General features: G+C 29.2%; 17 protein-coding genes, 4 tRNA genes and 1 pseudogene. 3 read left to right on the top strand and 19 right to left on the bottom strand.

Going from position 1 to position 17,559, the window contains the following annotated elements:
- Positions 1-22: 22 nt before the first annotated feature.
- The 13 genes from rpsC to M9408_RS02525 form a co-directional block, all read right to left on the bottom strand.
- On the bottom strand, positions 23-703 hold the full coding sequence (gene rpsC / locus M9408_RS02585; protein ID WP_250236560.1) for a 30S ribosomal protein S3: 681 nt from the start codon (positions 701-703) through the stop codon (positions 23-25).
- Positions 704-734: 31 nt separating this feature from the next.
- Entirely contained in the window at positions 735-1,064 is a 330-nt protein-coding gene (gene rplV, locus M9408_RS02580) for a 50S ribosomal protein L22 (RefSeq protein WP_250236558.1), read from the bottom strand.
- Positions 1,065-1,107: 43 nt separating this feature from the next.
- Positions 1,108-1,395, bottom strand: coding sequence for a 30S ribosomal protein S19 (rpsS, locus tag M9408_RS02575; RefSeq protein WP_250257089.1), 288 nt, complete (start codon positions 1,393-1,395; stop codon positions 1,108-1,110).
- An 18-nt stretch (positions 1,396-1,413) separates the two neighbouring features.
- Entirely contained in the window at positions 1,414-2,244 is an 831-nt protein-coding gene (gene rplB, locus M9408_RS02570; protein WP_250257088.1) for a 50S ribosomal protein L2, read from the bottom strand.
- Between the two features lie 23 nt (positions 2,245-2,267).
- Positions 2,268-2,570 (bottom strand): 50S ribosomal protein L23, encoded by a 303-nt coding sequence (gene rplW / locus M9408_RS02565; RefSeq protein ID WP_250257087.1) that lies wholly within the window; start codon positions 2,568-2,570, stop codon positions 2,268-2,270.
- Entirely contained in the window at positions 2,567-3,199 is a 633-nt protein-coding gene (gene rplD, locus M9408_RS02560) for a 50S ribosomal protein L4 (RefSeq protein ID WP_250257086.1), read from the bottom strand. Before rplD ends, rplW begins: the two co-directional genes overlap by 4 nt.
- Positions 3,200-3,847, bottom strand: coding sequence for a 50S ribosomal protein L3 (gene rplC / locus M9408_RS02555; protein ID WP_250257085.1), 648 nt, complete (start codon positions 3,845-3,847; stop codon positions 3,200-3,202).
- A 77-nt stretch (positions 3,848-3,924) separates the two neighbouring features.
- Positions 3,925-4,236: a 30S ribosomal protein S10 gene (rpsJ, locus tag M9408_RS02550; RefSeq protein WP_250232109.1), complete on the bottom strand. Its 312-nt coding sequence runs from the start codon at positions 4,234-4,236 to the stop codon at positions 3,925-3,927.
- A 328-nt stretch (positions 4,237-4,564) separates the two neighbouring features.
- Positions 4,565-5,035, bottom strand: coding sequence for a bacterioferritin (gene bfr / locus M9408_RS02545; protein ID WP_250257084.1), 471 nt, complete (start codon positions 5,033-5,035; stop codon positions 4,565-4,567).
- Between the two features lie 118 nt (positions 5,036-5,153).
- Positions 5,154-5,226 (bottom strand) — tRNA-Thr (locus tag M9408_RS02540).
- 22 nt (positions 5,227-5,248) lie between these two features.
- Positions 5,249-5,320 (bottom strand) — tRNA-Gly (locus M9408_RS02535).
- 36 nt (positions 5,321-5,356) lie between these two features.
- Positions 5,357-5,438 (bottom strand) — tRNA-Tyr (locus M9408_RS02530).
- Positions 5,439-5,452: 14 nt separating this feature from the next.
- Positions 5,453-5,525, bottom strand: a tRNA-Thr gene (locus tag M9408_RS02525).
- Between the two features lie 279 nt (positions 5,526-5,804).
- Here M9408_RS02525 and coaA point away from each other — a divergent pair.
- The gene (gene coaA / locus M9408_RS02520; protein ID WP_250257083.1) at positions 5,805-6,749 is read left to right on the top strand and encodes a type I pantothenate kinase; all 945 of its coding nucleotides are present in this window, start codon (positions 5,805-5,807) and stop codon (positions 6,747-6,749) included.
- 82 nt (positions 6,750-6,831) lie between these two features.
- Here coaA and M9408_RS02515 read toward each other — a convergent pair whose 3' ends face one another.
- The 4 genes and pseudogenes from M9408_RS02515 to rluD all read right to left on the bottom strand — a co-directional run bounded on the left by M9408_RS02515 (position 6,832) and on the right by rluD (position 13,043).
- Positions 6,832-7,647 carry a biotin--[acetyl-CoA-carboxylase] ligase gene (locus M9408_RS02515; protein WP_250257082.1) on the bottom strand — a complete coding sequence of 272 codons (816 nt, stop codon included), beginning with the start codon at positions 7,645-7,647 and terminating at the stop codon, positions 6,832-6,834.
- 160 nt (positions 7,648-7,807) lie between these two features.
- Positions 7,808-8,842, bottom strand: coding sequence for a UDP-N-acetylmuramate dehydrogenase (gene murB / locus M9408_RS02510; RefSeq protein WP_250257081.1), 1,035 nt, complete (start codon positions 8,840-8,842; stop codon positions 7,808-7,810).
- Positions 8,843-9,195: 353 nt separating this feature from the next.
- Positions 9,196-11,775: an ATP-dependent chaperone ClpB gene (gene clpB, locus M9408_RS02505; RefSeq protein WP_250257482.1), complete on the bottom strand. Its 2,580-nt coding sequence runs from the start codon at positions 11,773-11,775 to the stop codon at positions 9,196-9,198.
- Between the two features lie 264 nt (positions 11,776-12,039).
- Positions 12,040-13,043, bottom strand: a pseudogene (gene rluD / locus M9408_RS02500) (23S rRNA pseudouridine(1911/1915/1917) synthase RluD).
- A gap of 126 nt (positions 13,044-13,169) precedes the next feature.
- Between rluD and bamD the strand changes: the two are divergent.
- A complete protein-coding gene (gene bamD / locus M9408_RS02495; RefSeq protein ID WP_250257080.1) occupies positions 13,170-13,913 on the top strand; it encodes an outer membrane protein assembly factor BamD in 744 nt (247 codons plus the stop codon).
- A 163-nt stretch (positions 13,914-14,076) separates the two neighbouring features.
- Entirely contained in the window at positions 14,077-14,985 is a 909-nt protein-coding gene (locus M9408_RS02490) for a prephenate dehydratase domain-containing protein (protein WP_250257079.1), read from the top strand.
- Positions 14,986-15,264: 279 nt separating this feature from the next.
- On the opposite strand, the gene tyrA is transcribed toward M9408_RS02490, so the two are convergent.
- Positions 15,265-16,386, bottom strand: a complete 1,122-nt coding sequence (tyrA, locus tag M9408_RS02485; protein ID WP_250257078.1) for a bifunctional chorismate mutase/prephenate dehydrogenase — start codon at positions 16,384-16,386, stop codon at positions 15,265-15,267.
- A complete protein-coding gene (locus M9408_RS02480) occupies positions 16,383-17,477 on the bottom strand; it encodes a 3-deoxy-7-phosphoheptulonate synthase (protein ID WP_250257077.1) in 1,095 nt (364 codons plus the stop codon). The genes tyrA and M9408_RS02480 overlap by 4 nt, the downstream gene beginning before the upstream one ends.
- Positions 17,478-17,559 lie beyond the last annotated feature (82 nt).

The raw sequence follows: 17,559 nt of genomic DNA, 5'->3' as shown, positions 1-17,559 counted from the left end.
TATTATCCTTTATCTGCGATTTTTATGTGTTTTTAATTGATTGATTTGAGTAGCCTGTTGTAGTAGATAATATATCCCCTAAGATTTCGCCTTTAAATACCCATACTTTAATACCAATTACCCCATATGTAGTCTGTGCCTCCGCAAGACTATAATCAATGTCAGCACGAAAAGTATGTAATGGAACACGTCCTTCCCTATACCATTCGGTACGAGCAATCTCAGCGCCGCTTAATCTGCCACTTATTTCTACTTTAATTCCTTTTGCTCCTAGACGCATTGCGCTTTGTACAACTCGTTTCATTGCCCGTCTAAATATTATTCTGCGTTCTAATTGAGATGCTATATTATCAGCCAATAGTTTCGCATCTAATTCTGGTTTACGAACTTCAGCAATATTTAGTTGCGTTGGAACGCCAGAAATTTTTGCTATATTTTTACGTAATTTTTCAATATCCTCTCCTTTCTTTCCAATTATGAGTCCAGGCCTAGCTGTATAAACAGTCACTCTTATGCTTTTAGCAGGACGCTCAATAATTATACGAGATACTGAAGCTTTTGAGAGTTTTTTTGCCAAAAACTGACGCACTGAAAAATCGTTTCCTAAGTTGTTAGAAAAATCTTTATTATTTGCATACCAAGTGGAATGCCATGTTTTGGTGATACCCAACCGTATTCCATTCGGATGTACTTTTTGACCCATTTATAATACTCCATCCATTTAAATATATTTTTTAATTAGATACCATTATGGTAAGGTGACTTGTTCGTTTCATAATTTTATCTGATCGTCCTTTAGCTCGTGGCATGATTCTTTTAATAGTAGGCCCGTTATCAACAAAAATTTTAATAATTTTTAAATTATTAAAATTTAAACCATCATTATGTTCCGCGTTAGCAATAGCAGATTCTAAAGTTTTTTTTACTAATTTTGCAGCTTTCTTGTTAGTATATTCTAAAATATCAAGTGCTTGAGATACTTTTTTCCCTCGGATCATATTGATTACTAAACGAAGCTTTTGAGCAGAAGAACGAATATAACGGTATCTAGCAATTGTTGCCATACCAGACTATCCCCTATAGTAAATCTTATTTTTAAGATTATAATTATTTTTTAACAATGGTTTTTGTTTTCTTATCAACCGAGTGGCCACGATAGGTACGAGTTGGAGAAAACTCGCCTAATTTATGCCCAACCATTTCATCTAAGATGAATACAGGTATATGTTTACGTCCATTATGTATCGATATAGTTAAACCAATCATTCTTGGAAATATTGTTGATCGTCTCGACCAAGTTTTAATAGGTTTTTTATCACCTATTTCTATTGCTTTTTCTACTTTTTTCAGAAGATGCAGGTCTATAAATGGACCTTTTTTAATAGAACGAGGCATAAATTTTTCCTAAATTCTTTATATTTTATTTTTTCGATGAGACAATATAGATTTGTTGGTACGTTTGTTATTACGTGTTTTTTTTCCTTTGGTTTGTACTCCCCAAGGAGATACGGGATGCTTTCCAAAATTTTTACCTTCCCCGCCTCCATGAGGATGATCAATTGGATTCATAGCCGTACCGCGTACAGTAGGGCGATTGCCACGCCATCTGTTAGCTCCAGCTTTTCCTAACATTCGTAACATATGTTCAGAATTACCAACTTCTCCTATAGTTGCTCGGCATTCACAACGAACTTTACGTATTTCTCCAGATCGTAGTCTGAGAATTATATATTCTCCATCACGGGCTACTATTTGTATATAGGATCCTGCAGAACGTGCTAATTGCCCACCTTTTCCTATTTTCATTTCTACGTTATGAATAGAAGATCCAATCGGAATATTGCTCAGAGGCAAAGAATTGCCCAGTTTAATCGGAGCGTTTAATCCAGAACTAATAACGTCACCTATTTTTATATTTTTTGGAGCCAAAATATAACGGCGTTCTCCGTCTTTATATAAAATTAATGCTATGTTTGCTGAACGATTTGGATCATATTCTAAATGTTCTATTATCGCTGGAATCCCATCTTTGTTACGTTTAAAATCAATTATTCGGTAACGTTTTTTATGCCCCCCTCCGATATGGCGTACAGTAATACGACCATAATTGTTACGTCCACCTGACTTGTTAATTTTATTAGATAATAATGAAGAGCAAGGACTCCCTTTATATAAATCAAAATTAACTAATTTACTAACATGCCTTCTACCTGGGGAAGTTGGGTTGCATTTCACAATAGGCATTTCTTTTAATTTTCCATGTTTATCTATTCTATTATATTTATAAAATCTATTTTTTGGTTTTTTTCTAAAACAACATACGCTTTTTTCCAGTTACTACGATGACCAATATTATTAGCTGTACCTTTAGATTTTCCTGAGATAACTACAGTGTTTATATTATTTGTTTTTATAGAAAACAGCATATTCATAGCGTTTTTAATGTCTGTTTTAGTTGCGTATCTTGCTACTTTAAAAACAAAAGTATTATATTTTTCTGATTGAATAGATGTTTTCTCAGAAACATGTGTAGATTTTAATATTTTTAATAAACGTTCTTGATAAATCATATCAATTGCTTCTCAATTTTTTTTATACTGGTATCAGTAATTAAAGTGGTATTAAAATTTATTAAACTTACTGGATCTATATGCGTCGCAGTACGTATCTCTATTTTGTAAATATTACGTGATGCCAAAAGTAAATTATTATCTAAAAAATCAGTAAAAATCAATATGCTTTTTCTTGGTGTTATTGTTTGCAATTTTTCTAATAATAATTTAGTTTTCGGTTTTTCTATAAATAAATTTCTTATTAAAAACAAACGATCATCGCAAACTAATTTAGATAAAATACTTCTTATTGCTCCTCGATACATTTTTTTGTTTATTTTTTGGCTGTATAATTTAGGTTTAGCTGCGAAGGTTACTCCTCCAGATCGCCAAATAGGGCTCTTTATTGATCCAGCACGTGCTCTGCCGGTTCCTTTTTGACGCCAAGGTTTTTTATTAGAACCTGCAACTTCCGAACGTCCTTTTTGGGATCTTGTTCCTTGGCGAGAATTAGTTAAATAAGCAGAAACAACTTGATGTATTAATGCTGGATTAAAAGGACATCCAAAGATTTTATCAGATACATAAAATTTGGTTGAATCTGATATATTTATGTTTGTTGTGAAGTCTTTAATTTTTAATTCCATTTATATTTTCTCTTTGAATTGTACTTTAATGGATTTTTTGATAGCTAAGTTACCACCAATTATTCCCGGAACAGCACCTTTAACTAATAATATATTTCGTGCTACATCAACACTTATAACATCTAAATTTTGTACCGTAACTTTGTAGTTTCCTAATTGTCCTGCCATTTTTTTACCTTTGAATACCCTACCAGGAGTTTGGTTCTGTCCAATAGATCCAGGAGCTCTGTGTGATAAAGAATTGCCGTGACTTGCATCTTGCATATGAAAATTCCAGCGTTTTATTGTACCCGAAAATCCTTTTCCTTTGGATATTCCTGTGATATCAACTTTTTTAACATCTGTAAAAATCTGTATAGTAATGATATCTCCTACTAATATTTCTGTTTTATTATCACAGCGAAATTCCCATAACCCACGACCGGGATCAATACCTGATTTTAGCACATGTCCGATTTCTGATTTATTAACATGTTTAATATTTTTTATTCCAGTAGTTACTTGCACTGCGCAATATCCATCATTTTTAATATTTTTTACTTGTGTTACACGATTAGGTTTTATTTCAATCATGGTTACAGGAATAGACAAGCCATCTTCATTAAATAGTCGAGTCATACCCAATTTTTTACCAATTAAACCTTTCATTATTATGGATACAACCTCTTTTGTTTTAAAATGAAATTTATAATTTGTTTTATGTATATAAAACTATATATACTATTCTAACCTAGACTAATTTGTACGTCTACCCCCGCTGCTAAATCTAAACGCATTAAAGCATCTACCGTTTTATCAGTAGGCTCGACAATATCTATTAAACGTTTGTGAGTGCGTATTTCATATTGGTCTCTTGCATCTTTATTAACATGCGGAGAAATTAAAACAGTGAACCTCTCTTTTTTAGTGGGTAACGGGATAGGTCCATGTACTTGAGCACCAGTACGTTTGGCGGTTTCTACGATTTCTACAGTTGATCTATCTATTAATCGGTGATCAAATGCTTTTAAACGAATACGTATTCTTTGGTTTTGCATGTTTAAATATATAGCTCCAAAAAATTAATTATTTCATGAACAAATTTGTATACAATCTTGTAATATTTTGTAGTCTTTTAGTTTATAATTAATGGTTTAAAATATTTTGTGCCACTACATTTAATGTGCAAAATCGTATTTTATACTTAGTGTAAAATAGTAATTGGTTATACTCAATTTTTTACAAAAGAAGTACTGCGTAAATTCAGTGTACCAGTAAGCAAATAAAAAACAAGATTAATTTGGAATAAAAGTTTTTAAAGCATTTTTAATAATTTTTAAAAATTATATAAACATTTTTTAAAATAATTTTTTTTGATATAAAAGATCATTCATTCAATTGGGATTGTATATAATTATGCATACCAATTTTTGTCATGAGATTTAGTTCTGTTTCTAAAAAATCAATATGTTTCTCTTCGTCATTAAGAATTTGTATCATTATATCTTTAGATATGTAATCTTGTATTGAATCAGCATATTTGATACTTTTACGTAAATTTTCAACACTATGATATTCTAAGTTAAGATCAGCATGTAAAATATCTTCAATTTTTTTATTAATATTTAATGAATCAAATTTTCTTAAGGTAGGCATACTTTCTAGGAATAAAATACGTTTTGTATAAAGGTCTGCATGATCTAGTTCATCCATACATTCTTGATATTCTATATTATTAAGGCGTTTTAACCCCCAATTTTTAAAGATTTTAGCATGTAAAAAATATTGGTTTACGGCCATTAATTCATCACTCAGTAAGTTATTAAGATGAATGATAAGATGATTATCTCCTTTCATAGAAGCTCCTAAATGGTGTTTTAGTTTATATATATTTAGAATTAAAATTATTTATTATATTCAGATTATCTTTTTATTATAACATTGTTAATATCTTCACGGGAAAAATTTATATAAATGCTGATAAGCAGATTCGAACTGCTGACCTCACCCTTACCAAGGGTGTGCTCTACCTTCTGAGCTATATCAGCATAATTCTACTATGTTATAAAAAGTGGACAGTGGGAATTGAACCCACATCATCAACTTGGAAGGTTGAGGTAATAACCATTATACAATGCCCACTATAGAAGAATGAAATTAATTTCATACATAATTAAATGATGGGGGAAGGATTTGAACCTTCGAAGTCTACGACGACAGATTTACAGTCTGCTCCCTTTAGCCACTCGGGAACCCCATCATAATTTTTACAGATGCCGGCAAAAGGATTCGAACCTTTGATCTACTGATTACAAATCAGTTGCTCTTCCTATTGAGCTACACCGGCATCACATTAATTATTATTTTAATAAAACAAGCACTATTCTACTCTGATGAACAGTATATTTAAAAAATATATTATACTATTGTATTTGAGACAATAAAAGTATTCAAAATATTTTTAAGAAATAGATTTTTATTTTAAAGATATAAATTATTATGTTTTATAACATTGCAATTATAAATACACGATTATAATTAAATCTTCTATTTTGATCAAGAACTAAAATGGAAGATTTAATTATATAAAATATTTATTTATACATTTTATTATAATAGAAACAATATGTTACATGTTTCATCTATACCATTTTTAACTTTTAATCGTAAAGAATGGGCTTCTTTTCGAGATGATATCAATGGCATATTATCTCAAAAAGAAATTATGAACTTAAGAGATATAAATAATAATATTTCTATAAATGAAGTAATAGAAATTTATTTACCATTATCTAGGCTGCTTAATTTATATATTCATTCAAATATGAGGCGGCAAAATATTTTAAAGCAATTTTTGAATAGCCACGAACAACGTATACCATACGTTATTGGTATTGCTGGTAGTGTTTCTGCGGGAAAGAGTACTACAGCTAGAGTACTGCAAACGCTACTCAGTAGGTGGCCCGAACACCGTGCTGTAGAATTAGTAACAACTGATGGATTTTTATATTCTAATAAAATATTAAAAAAACGGAATTTAATGAAGAAAAAAGGCTTTCCACAATCTTATGATATAGTTAGTTTAGTGAATTTTATCTCAAAAATTAAATCTGGAGAGGTACGATCAATGACAATTCCTGTATATTCTCATGTAAAATATGACATTATTCCTAACGTTCAACAGATAATTCATAAGCCAGATATTCTTATTTTGGAAGGATTAAATGTTTTACAAACTAATTACGATTATAACTACAATTTACCTTGCGTTTTTGTGTCTGATTTTGTTGATTTTTCTATTTATGTTGATGCTCCAGAACATTTACTACAAGAATGGTATATTAATAGATTTTTAAAATTTTGTTGTACTACTTTTTCTTATCCTGATTCTTATTTTTATCGTTATACGCAATTATCTAAAAAAAAAATAATTTCTATAGCCTCGAAATCATGGGCTAAAATAAATGGACTAAATTTACAAAAAAATATTTTACCTACTCGAGAACGGGCAAATTTAATTTTGAAAAAAGGTATTAATCATACAGTAGATAATGTTCAATTAAGAAAATAAGTTTTATAATGAAAATTGCAAATGTATCATTTTAGTAATATGTTACTATTTTAGTAAGGAAACTTTTAATAGAATTTGGATTCTAGGATAAATCCACAGAAATATCATCTCCTGAATAATGCCCTGTTACATTTGATTGATCCACTATCAATGCTCCATGCATGTTTATTCCAAGAGCTGTACCATATATTGTATGGTTGCCAACCAATAATTTTATCGGTTTGTTATATAAATAATCAAAAATTTTCCAGTAGGAAATAAATGGATCAAATCCCAAATATATAAAATCTTTTAATTTCTTATTTAATGTATTAATAAGCGTTGCCACTAAAATATTTCGATCAAGTATAATTCCAATATCTTTTAGATTAATCCAGTTTTTACCAATTTTATTATTCAATGCTATACTCGTGCGCATAGACAAATTAATACCAATACCTATTATTATATGAGCGATATTATCACTTCGTGTTATAATTTCAATTAAGATTCCTGCTAATTTTTTACCATAGATATATAAATCATTAGGCCATTTAATTTTAATTTGAGATACGCCTAAATTCTTTAATATTTTTGCTACAACAATACTTATCATTATGCTAAGTTCAGTGATTGTCGGTGGGGTCTTATTTAATGCCCAATAAATGGATAAGCAAATACTTTCTCCAAAAGGCGCAACCCAAATTTTTCCTCTCCTTCCTCTTCCTTGCGTTTGATGTTCTGAAACACAAGCGTCACCGGATCTTATATATGGAATATTATCTATTATATATTGGTTTGTTGAATGCACTTCATTTAACACAATTACTTTGCCTTCAGGTAATTGTGTTAAAATTTTAAATTTATTTAAGAAAGGAGAACATGTGATAAAACTATGGTTGTCGTTAGAGTTTAACAAAATTTTAAAATTCCCAAAATAAAATTGATATTTATATTTTAATGTTTATTTAATTTTTTAATGATTTCAGATCAATTGATTAAATTACATGTATCATAAGAATTATAAAATGTATATAATTTTAAGTTTCTAATTAATCTAAATTTACGTAAACCGTTTATTATGTAAATAATTTTTTTGGATTTATCTCTCCATAATTACCAATTAACCTAACTTCAGGTTGCAGATAAATATTAAATTTATCTGCAACCTGATTATATATAAAAAGAGCTAATGCTGCAATTTCGGTCCCAGTAGCTATTTTCCTGCGATTAATTAATACTAGTGATTGTTTAGGATGTATTGCTGCTTCCCCAAACATATAACCTTTTAATTGACAACGTTCTATTAACCATCCTGCTGATAATTTTATTTTTCCATTTTTTTGAGAATAATAAGGCATATTTGGATAAATTTGAAATAAATAACGTGCTATATTAGTATCTACTATTGGATTTTTAAAAAAACTACCAGCATTTCCTACTAAAATAGGATCTGGTAATTTTTTTTGTCTAATAATATTAATAAAATTAAAAACTTGACGGGGCGTGATACTATCTTTATTTAAATGAGTTAATTCGTGATAACTTAGTACAGGTTTCCATTTTTTATTTAATTTTAATCCTACGGATACAATAGCATATTTTTTTAAACAATTTTTAAAAATACTATCTCTATATTGAAAATTACATTCAGCACGAAAGAAACGAATTTTTTTTTCATTATATAAATCTATAACATCTACATACTCACATATTTGAGATAGCTCAACACCATAAGCTCCAATATTTTGGATGGGGGCAGCCCCTACATATCCTGGAATGTAGGCTAAATTTTCTAAACCTGGTATATTTTTATTTATGGTATAAGTTACTAATTCATGCCATTTTTCTCCAGCTCCAACGTGGAGTCTCCATGCCATTTTATTTTCAGTAATAAAAATACCTTTTATCCTATTTAATAATATTGTTCCAATATAGTTTTCTAAAAATAATATATTACTGCCACCTCCTAAAATGAGAACAGGTGTTCTTTTATTATAAGCTTTCTTCCAAAATCTTAATAAAGCACATTCATTATGCGCAGTTACTACATGTTTAGCAAATACGTCAATTGAAAAAGTATTTAATGATTTTAAATGCACATAATGCTTCATATATTTAAATTTTTAATAAAAATATTAGATACGTATTATTTTATGAATATAAAACTTATTTTTTAGTAAATAATTTTATATAAAGTTTATTACACTTAAAAACCCATACGTCCCAATAATGTAATTGGTCTATTTTTATCGGATGTTATTCAATTTATACATAATTATAATTACTATATAATAAATTAATGCAATAATTTTCATATGTATGATTAATTATCTGAATATAAATAATAACTAAATACTAATAATTCAAACCAAACTTAATTTTTTTACACTCTAAGATAATTAAATTTTTAATAATTTTTATTCAATGATACTTAGGTAATTGTCTGTTTAAAATGAATTGTAAATTATTGAATAAAAACAATTGTGTTATTTACAACATCTAAGGTAATATTTTTACCTGGTAATAATTCCCCAGATAATATTTTTTGAGATAATTCATTTTCAATATGTTGTTGTATAGCACGTTTTAATGGGCGCGCACCGTATATTGGATCAAATCCAACTTTTGATAAAAATACTAAGACTTTATTGGTAATATTAGTGTTAGGATATCCCTTTTCTTCTAAACGATCACACAAATATTGTAACTGAATATTAGCAATTTTGATTAGATGTTCAGCGTTCAGCGGATGAAACACCACAATTTCATCTATTCTATTCATAAATTCTGGTCTAAAATGTCGATTGACTATATCTAATACTGTAATTTCTATTTCTTGATAATCTATGATTCCGAATCGTTTTTGAATTAAATCTGATCCTAAATTAGAGGTCATTATGATCACGGTATTACTAAAATTTACTGTTCGTCCATGTCCGTCTGTTAATCGTCCGTCATCTAATACTTGTAATAATACATTGAAAATTTCTACATGCGCTTTTTCTATTTCATCTAATAAAATAATAGAATACGGTCGACGACGTATTGATTCAGTCAAATATCCCCCCCCTGATTCATACCCAACGTAACCAGGAGGAGCTCCTAACAACCGTGACACAGAATGTTTTTCCATAAATTCAGACATATCAATACGAACTATTGCGTTATTAGTATCAAAAAGAAACATAGATAATGCTTTACATAACTCAGTTTTCCCCACTCCAGTAGGCCCTAAAAACATAAATGAACCAATTGGGCGTTTAAGATCAGATAATCCAGATCGACTCCGACGAATAGCGTTAGACACTGCTTTTACTGCTTCATGTTGTCCAATGACTAATTGATGTAAAGCATGCTCCATATGTAATAATTTATCTTTTTCATTAGCTAACATCCGAGAAACGGGAATACCAGTCCAGCGAGATAATACTTCAGCAATTTCTATATCAGTAACACAATTTCGTAGAAGACGCATCTTTTTACTATTATGTTGCAACACTGTTGATAGTTTGTTTTCTAATTCTGGAATTTTACCATACTGCAGTTCAGACATACGAGCTAAATCACCAATACGGCGTGCTTGATCAATGGCAATTTTTGCTTGTTCTAAATCAGATTTAATGTTTTGAGCGCTAGATAAGTAAATCTTTTCATTTTTCCACTCTTTTTCAAGAGTAACATAATTCTGTTCTTTTTGTACTAATTCAGTAGTTAATGCTTCTAATCGTTTCATACTAGCGTTATCTGATTCTTTTTTCAAAGCTTGTTGCTCTAACTTTAACTGTATAATACGTCGTTCTAATCTGTCTAATTCTTCTGGCTTAGAATCTATTTGTATACGAATACTAGAAGCAGATTCATCAATTAGATCAATAGCTTTGTCCGGTAATTGACGATCAGAAATATATCGATATGATAAGGTTGCGGCAGCTACTATTGCTGGATCAGTAATATGAACATTGTGATGTAGTTCGTAACGTTCTTTTAATCCACGAAGAATAGCTATAGTATCTTCAACACTAGGCTCAGCAACAAATATTTTTTGAAAACGTCTTTCTAAAGCTGCATCTTGTTCAATGTACTTGTTATATTCATCAAATGTAGTTGCTCCTACACAATGTAATTCACCTTTAGCCAGTCTTGGTTTAAGCATATTACTTGCATCCATTGACCCATCAGTTTTGCCGGCTCCAACCATAATATGGAGTTCATCAATAAACAAAATAATATTGTCTTTTTCTTTAGATATATCGTTTAACACGTTCTTTAGACGTTCTTCAAATTCTCCTCTATATTTTGATCCCGCTAATAATGCAGCCATATCTAAAGCTAATATACGACTATTTTTTAATCCTTCTGGAACTTCACCATTAACAATACGTTGTGCTAATCCTTCTACAATAGCAGTTTTTCCTACTCCAGCTTTTCCAATAAGAACGGGATTATTTTTAGTACGTCTCTGCAACACTTGGATGGTACGACGAATTTCTTCGTCTCGACCAATAACAGGATCAAGGTTATTTTTTTCTGCACATTTAGTTATATCTATAGTAAATTTTCGTAATGCTTGACGCTGAGATTCTGCTTTTTGATCATTAACTAACCGATTGTTACGCATGTAATCTACTGCTTTTTTTATGTTTTCTACAATTACTCCAGATTTTTTTAATAAATCGTTTAACATCCCATGAGATTCAATCACTGCTAATATGAACATTTCTGATGCAATGAAAGTATCATTGTATTTCTGTGCTAATTTATCACATATATTTAATATTTTAATTAGATCACGTGAGCATTGAATATTTCCCCCAATACCTTCCACTTTTGGTAGGAAATCACATGCCTGTTCAACTGATTTAGTTAATTGATAAATATTAGATCCGGCGCGTACTAATAACTGATATACTGATCCAGTTTCTTCTTTTAAAAAAGCAAGCATCACATGGGTAGGTTCAACAAATTGATTATCTTTGCTAAGTGCTATAGATTGAGCATCAGAAAGTGCTAATTGAAAATGATGAGTAAAATGATCTAACCGCATAACATTCCATCGCCCTCTTATAATAAGAGACAAACACTAACCACTTTCATCTCTAGTTAACATGAATCATGATGATATGGAGATTAAATACTCAAAATTCAAGCATATATATTATTAAAAATATAAAATGCATGTTACCATACTCCGGTGTATGCATAATTTTATTATATGTATGATGTCAATCATAATCGATTTAACATAATTAATTTTATATAATATTTTTATTAAATAATCAAGTTGTAGTTGTCGTAAAAATAAAGTATCTCAATAAAGTGTCTTTTGTAAATGAATAGTATTATTTAACATATTCTTAGTTTTTCGCAATATATTTATTAATTTTGTTATATCTGAAGGTAAAGGTATAACCCATTTCATTTGTATTTTAGTAACAGGATGATATAGTTGCAACGTAGTTGCATGTAATGCTTGTCGATTAAAAATACGTAAATAATCATTGAGTTCATTAGATGTGCCTTTAACAAAATAAGTTAATTTTCCATATTTCTTATCTCCTAATAATGGGTGATTAATATGAGCCATATGTACACGAATTTGATGAGTTCTTCCAGTTTCAAGGCGCACACGAAGCCTAGTATGCATATTAAATGCTTCTATAGTAGAATAATGTGTAACAGCGGACTTTCCCATGGGGTTTACCGTCATGCGAGTACGATGAACAGTATGTCTTCGAATTGGTTCGTCTATGATTCCTTCATTATGGGTAAACCTGCCAAGAACTATGGCTTCATATTCTCTAATAATTTTTTTTTTTTAAATAGTTGTAATAAGTGATGATATGCGTTAACGTTTTTGGCTACAACCATTAAACCAGTAGTATCCTTATCTAGGCGTTGAACGATACCTGTTCGAAATACTTTGATAATAGATGGATATTTGTATAATAAAGCATTTGATATAGTACCTGAATAATTACCAGCTCCTGGGTGCACTACTATATTCTTTGTTTTATTTATTACTACAATATCATTATCTTCGTATATAATTTCAAGAGGGATATTTTGAGGAACTATACTATTATTTTTGATATTAATAATATTTTTTATTTCAATAAATTCACCACCTATCATTTTTTTTTTAGGTATGAGAATTATTTGATTATTAACTTGCACTTTCTTAGAAAGAATCCAACGTTTTATTTGAGAACGTGAATGATTTGGTAATAATTCAGATAGAACACAATCTAATCGTTTTCCAGATTGCGATGTTTGTACAACTATAGGTTTTATAGTATAGTATTCGGATGTCATTATATTAATAATATGGTTGAATTATTAAAATTTAATTAAATTATTGTATGATATTCGTTAACAACGAATTCATTATATGTGATCTATTAATATTTACATGTAGCATGGAGTATTAATAAAACTTTTATGAAACGTGTTCAACTCCACATAATAATCGTAATCATTATTAGCACCATTATAACTTCTTATACCATTGCTTCTGATCGCGTTATGAGTTGTTCTGCCCGTAATCTTTATAAACTTGCTCAAAATAAATTATATAACGCTGATTATAAAGGAGCAGTGCAAGATTTAGTAAATTTACAAAATTTACGATTATTTGATCCTTGTCCGCAACAAATTTATTTAGATTTAATTTATGCTTATTATAAATTGAATGATTTCAAATTAGCAAATAATTATATAGAACGTTTTTTTAAATTATATCCTAATCATAAACATTTTGATTATGTACTATACATGCATGGCGTAGTTAATATGTGCTTAGATGAAGATAATAAGACATTAATAAAATATCTAAATATGAATTGGTTTGATCGCAATCCTACGTATGCGCATACCGCATTCCATAGTTTTGTGAAACTGATTCATGGATATCCGAATAGTCGATATTTTTCAGATGCTTACAGACGCTTAATTTTTCTAAAAAATAGAATAGCTGAGTATGAACTTGCTATTGTAGAATTTTATGCTAAAAGAGATGCTTATATATCAGTGATAGCTCGCGTAGAAAAAATGTTATATTGTTTTCCAGATACTCAAGCAACTCGTAAAGCATTGTATTATATGCAACAAGCTTATCAAAATATATATTTACCAGATCAAGCTGACAAAGTCGCAAAAATTATCGTTGCCAATCCAATATATTGATTCAATATGATTTACGAATAATTTTCATTATGTTCTATATAGAAATTAATCGTATAATATTTATAAACTGGGTATTAATTTTTGAAAATATCGTTATAGAAACTATAATTATTATGTAGATAATATCTGTAATATTAAAATATTACAGTAAATGAGTATTATTATGATTTATAAATCTACAGTGCATATAGCATTTTTAGGTCCTAAAGGCTCTTATTCGCATATTGCTGCTATGCAATATGCGAATTGTCATTTTGATCGAATGGTAGAATATAGTTGTCAAAGATTTAATGATATTTTTACTTTAGTAGAATGTCGTTATGCAGAATATGGTGTAGTTCCTATCGAGAATTCTAATTCTGGATTAATTAATGAAGTATGTGATTTATTACTTAACACCCGATTATTACTAGTAGACGAAATTACTATTCCTATAAATCATTGTATATTAGTAAATAGCAATACTGACGTAAATCGAATTCAGATTATATATAGTCATCCCCAACCTGTGCAACAATGTAGCAGATTTTTAAAAAATTTTTCGACATGGAAAATTATATTCTGTAAAAGCAGCGCAGATGCTATGGAAACAGTGGCTAAATTAAATCAATCTAATTTAGCAGCTTTAGGAAGCATGCAAGGAGGCGCGTTTTATGGATTACATTCATTGTTAACATATAACCTATCTAATTACCAGAAAAATACAACCAGATTTATTATTTTAAAAAATACAAATATTGAAGTTGTTAATAATTCTATGGCCATAAAAACTATGATTATTGTTTCCGTTAATCAACAATCAGAAAAATTGTGTGAAGTTCTAAAAATATTGCAATATTATAATATTAAAAAAACTTACTTAAAACCACGTGTTTTATCATATAGTAAATCAGACAATATAATTATTATTGAAATGATGGCACATATTAATGACATATATATACAACAAGTTTTGATTGAATTACGAAAAATTTCATGTTTATTAAAAATATTAGGTTGTTATCAATGTAAGTCATCTGCTAGTATAGTTAGAAATTGCAATAACAATAGATTTATATACTATATTAAATAAGTATATATAAACGTTTTGAATAATGACAATATACGTACTATTTTTTGTATGTAGCTATATGCAATCGTAAATAATAGGTAATTATGCACTTATTTTCAACACATGTAAATATCGACTATAAAAATGTCCCAGATTCTTATGTACAAAATATAATTTTAAATTTTAAACAATTAATTTTTTATATAGTTAGATTTTTTAATCTAGATAAATATAATTTTAAGGAAAATAATTACAAAAATTAGTCAATATTATTTAGATTATTATTATTAATCTTGTGTGTTATTTTTGCATGTGATTAATTTGACGTAATATTTTACGACTTTCTACAAAAAAAATATCAGTATATATACCAAGCCAATTTTTAATTTTTTTAAATTGATCAATGAATTCTTGTTTTTTATTCTGTTCTAATAATGTTAGAATTCTACCTAGTCTCCTATAATAACGTTTGATTAATATTAGATTATTTTCTGAAGTCATTATGATATCTGCATATAATTGTGGATCTTGAGCAAATAACCGTCCTATTGTTATTAACTTTAACCGAAATATTGGCGAAGAAAGAGATAGTACTTTTTTTAAATCAATATTTTCTTTTAATAAATAATATCCCGCTATAAAAGTAATAAAATGACATAATCCTTGTGTTAGACTCATATATCGATCATGTTCTGTTATATTGCAGAAATATAATTCTGCACCCCATAATCGTATTTGTTCTAATAACCATTGATATGCTTCTGGATAACGTCCGTCACAACAAATTACTACTTGTTTCACCATGCTGCCATGGTCTGGATTGAACATGGGATGTAATCCCAATACTGGTCCGCTATGTGCAGACAGTATAGCATTTAAGGATATTTTTTTTATAGATGATAAATCTACTATAATACAGTTATGAGGTATATATGGTAATTTACAAACAACATTAGTAACTAAATGAATAGGAACGCTGATTATCACCATTCCAGCATCTGTTAGTATTAATTCTGCATTAGTCCAATCATTTTTATCTAAAATTCGTACTGTATATCCTGATAAAGTTAGCATTTTACAAAAAAACTGGCCCATTTTTCCTTTTCCTCCAATTATAACAATCGGGCCTAAATTTGGACATAATGTTTTAAATCCTTTTTCATTTTCATTGCAATAGGATTCACTTATGACGCGGCGTAATATATCTTCTATTAAGTCTGGAGAAACACCTAATTTTATTGCTTCTTTCCTTCGACAGGCTACTATTATTTCCTCTCTATCTTGTGCATAAATAAATAATCCATAACGACTTTTTATCTCTCCTACTTCAGAGACTAAAGAAAGTCGTTTGGATAATAGCTTTAATAAAGCTTGATCTATTTTATCAATTTTTTTTCGTAAAATATTCAGTTCCTCTATCATGCCATTTCGGCTCCTGATATGCGCTTTATAAGAAATGGTTTTAATTCCTTATATAAATCATATAATAAGTGTTGAGTTGTTTCCCAGTCTATACATGCGTCGGTGACTGATACTCCATACTGTACTGTAGAAGATGATGATAAATTTATAGATTGATTTCCAGAGTGAATATAACTTTCAATCATTAAACCAATGATAGAACGGTTTCCATGTTTAATTTGATGTGAAATAGATTGCGCTACATTAATCTGACGACGATAATCTTTATCAGAATTTCCATGGCTGCAATCTACCATTAATGCCAATGATAATCCTCCTCCTGCTTCTATTATTTTTTTTTCACAACAAATAACATCCGCTGGATGATAATTAGGAGTTTTTCCTCCGCGTAAAATTATATGAGCATTAGGATTGCCTTTTGTATGCAGCAAACATACTTGACCTGATTGATTAATGCTAATATAGCAATGAGGCATCATCGCAGCACGTATTGCGTTAATTGCATTAGAAAAATTACCGTTAGTACTATTTTTGAATCCTATAGGAGTATTTAATCCAGAAGCTATTTCTCGATGTATTTGAGATTCTGCAGTACGCGCTCCGATAGATGACCAACTGAAGAGTTCTCCAATATATTGTGGAATGTTTGGGTTCAATACTTCAGTAGCGAGAGGTAATCCAATTTTTATTAATTGTACTAGCAGATTTCGAGCAGTTTTTAATCCTGATTCAATATCATTAGAACCATTCATATACGGATCATTAATTAAGCCTTTCCAACCGATATTAGTGCGAGGTTTTTCTAAATATACCCGCATAACAATATATAGTTGATCTTGTAAATCTATTGATAGGGTTTTTAATTTATTGGCATAATCAAAAGTAGCATTAACATCGTGGATAGAGCAAGGACCGCATATTATTAAAAAACGTGGATCACGTCTGTGAATAATATTTATAATTATATTTTGAGAATTAACAATGGTCTGTTGTTCTGCATGTGTTATAGGAAATTGGTTTTTTAATTGTTCAGGGGTAATTATTGGGTACGTGTTGCAAGTATAGATGCTATTACGCTCATTTTTCTGCATATTGTTAACCTTGATATAATAAGATGTCATAGTATAAATCTATAATACTAAATCATTAATTAAAAATGATGATATGTGACTA

Source organism: Candidatus Blochmannia vicinus (assembly GCF_023586525.1).
Taxonomy (GTDB): domain Bacteria; phylum Pseudomonadota; class Gammaproteobacteria; order Enterobacterales; family Enterobacteriaceae; genus Blochmanniella; species Blochmanniella vicinus.
Note: the sequence above shows the minus strand (reverse complement) of the source record. Positions and strands in the feature narration are given on the sequence as shown.

Bases quoted from the DNA above. Each gene is read 5' to 3' on its own strand.
- rpsC (WP_250236560.1), bottom strand. From the start codon at position 703: ATGGGTCAAAAAGTACATCCGAATGGAATACGGTTGGGTATCACCAAA.
- rplV (WP_250236558.1), bottom strand. From the start codon at position 1,064: ATGGCAACAATTGCTAGATACCGTTATATTCGTTCTTCTGCTCAAAAG.
- rpsS (WP_250257089.1), bottom strand. From the start codon at position 1,395: ATGCCTCGTTCTATTAAAAAAGGTCCATTTATAGACCTGCATCTTCTG.
- rplB (WP_250257088.1), bottom strand. From the start codon at position 2,244: ATGCCTATTGTGAAATGCAACCCAACTTCCCCAGGTAGAAGGCATGTT.
- rplW (WP_250257087.1), bottom strand. From the start codon at position 2,570: ATGATTTATCAAGAACGTTTATTAAAAATATTAAAATCTACACATGTT.
- rplD (WP_250257086.1), bottom strand. From the start codon at position 3,199: ATGGAATTAAAAATTAAAGACTTCACAACAAACATAAATATATCAGAT.
- rplC (WP_250257085.1), bottom strand. From the start codon at position 3,847: ATGAAAGGTTTAATTGGTAAAAAATTGGGTATGACTCGACTATTTAAT.
- rpsJ (WP_250232109.1), bottom strand. From the start codon at position 4,236: ATGCAAAACCAAAGAATACGTATTCGTTTAAAAGCATTTGATCACCGA.
- bfr (WP_250257084.1), bottom strand. From the start codon at position 5,035: ATGAAAGGAGATAATCATCTTATCATTCATCTTAATAACTTACTGAGT.
- coaA (WP_250257083.1), top strand. From the start codon at position 5,805: ATGTTACATGTTTCATCTATACCATTTTTAACTTTTAATCGTAAAGAA.
- murB (WP_250257081.1), bottom strand. From the start codon at position 8,842: ATGAAGCATTATGTGCATTTAAAATCATTAAATACTTTTTCAATTGAC.
- clpB (WP_250257482.1), bottom strand. From the start codon at position 11,775: ATGCGGTTAGATCATTTTACTCATCATTTTCAATTAGCACTTTCTGAT.
- bamD (WP_250257080.1), top strand. From the start codon at position 13,170: ATGAAACGTGTTCAACTCCACATAATAATCGTAATCATTATTAGCACC.
- M9408_RS02490 (WP_250257079.1), top strand. From the start codon at position 14,077: ATGATTTATAAATCTACAGTGCATATAGCATTTTTAGGTCCTAAAGGC.
- tyrA (WP_250257078.1), bottom strand. From the start codon at position 16,386: ATGATAGAGGAACTGAATATTTTACGAAAAAAAATTGATAAAATAGAT.
- M9408_RS02480 (WP_250257077.1), bottom strand. From the start codon at position 17,477: ATGCAGAAAAATGAGCGTAATAGCATCTATACTTGCAACACGTACCCA.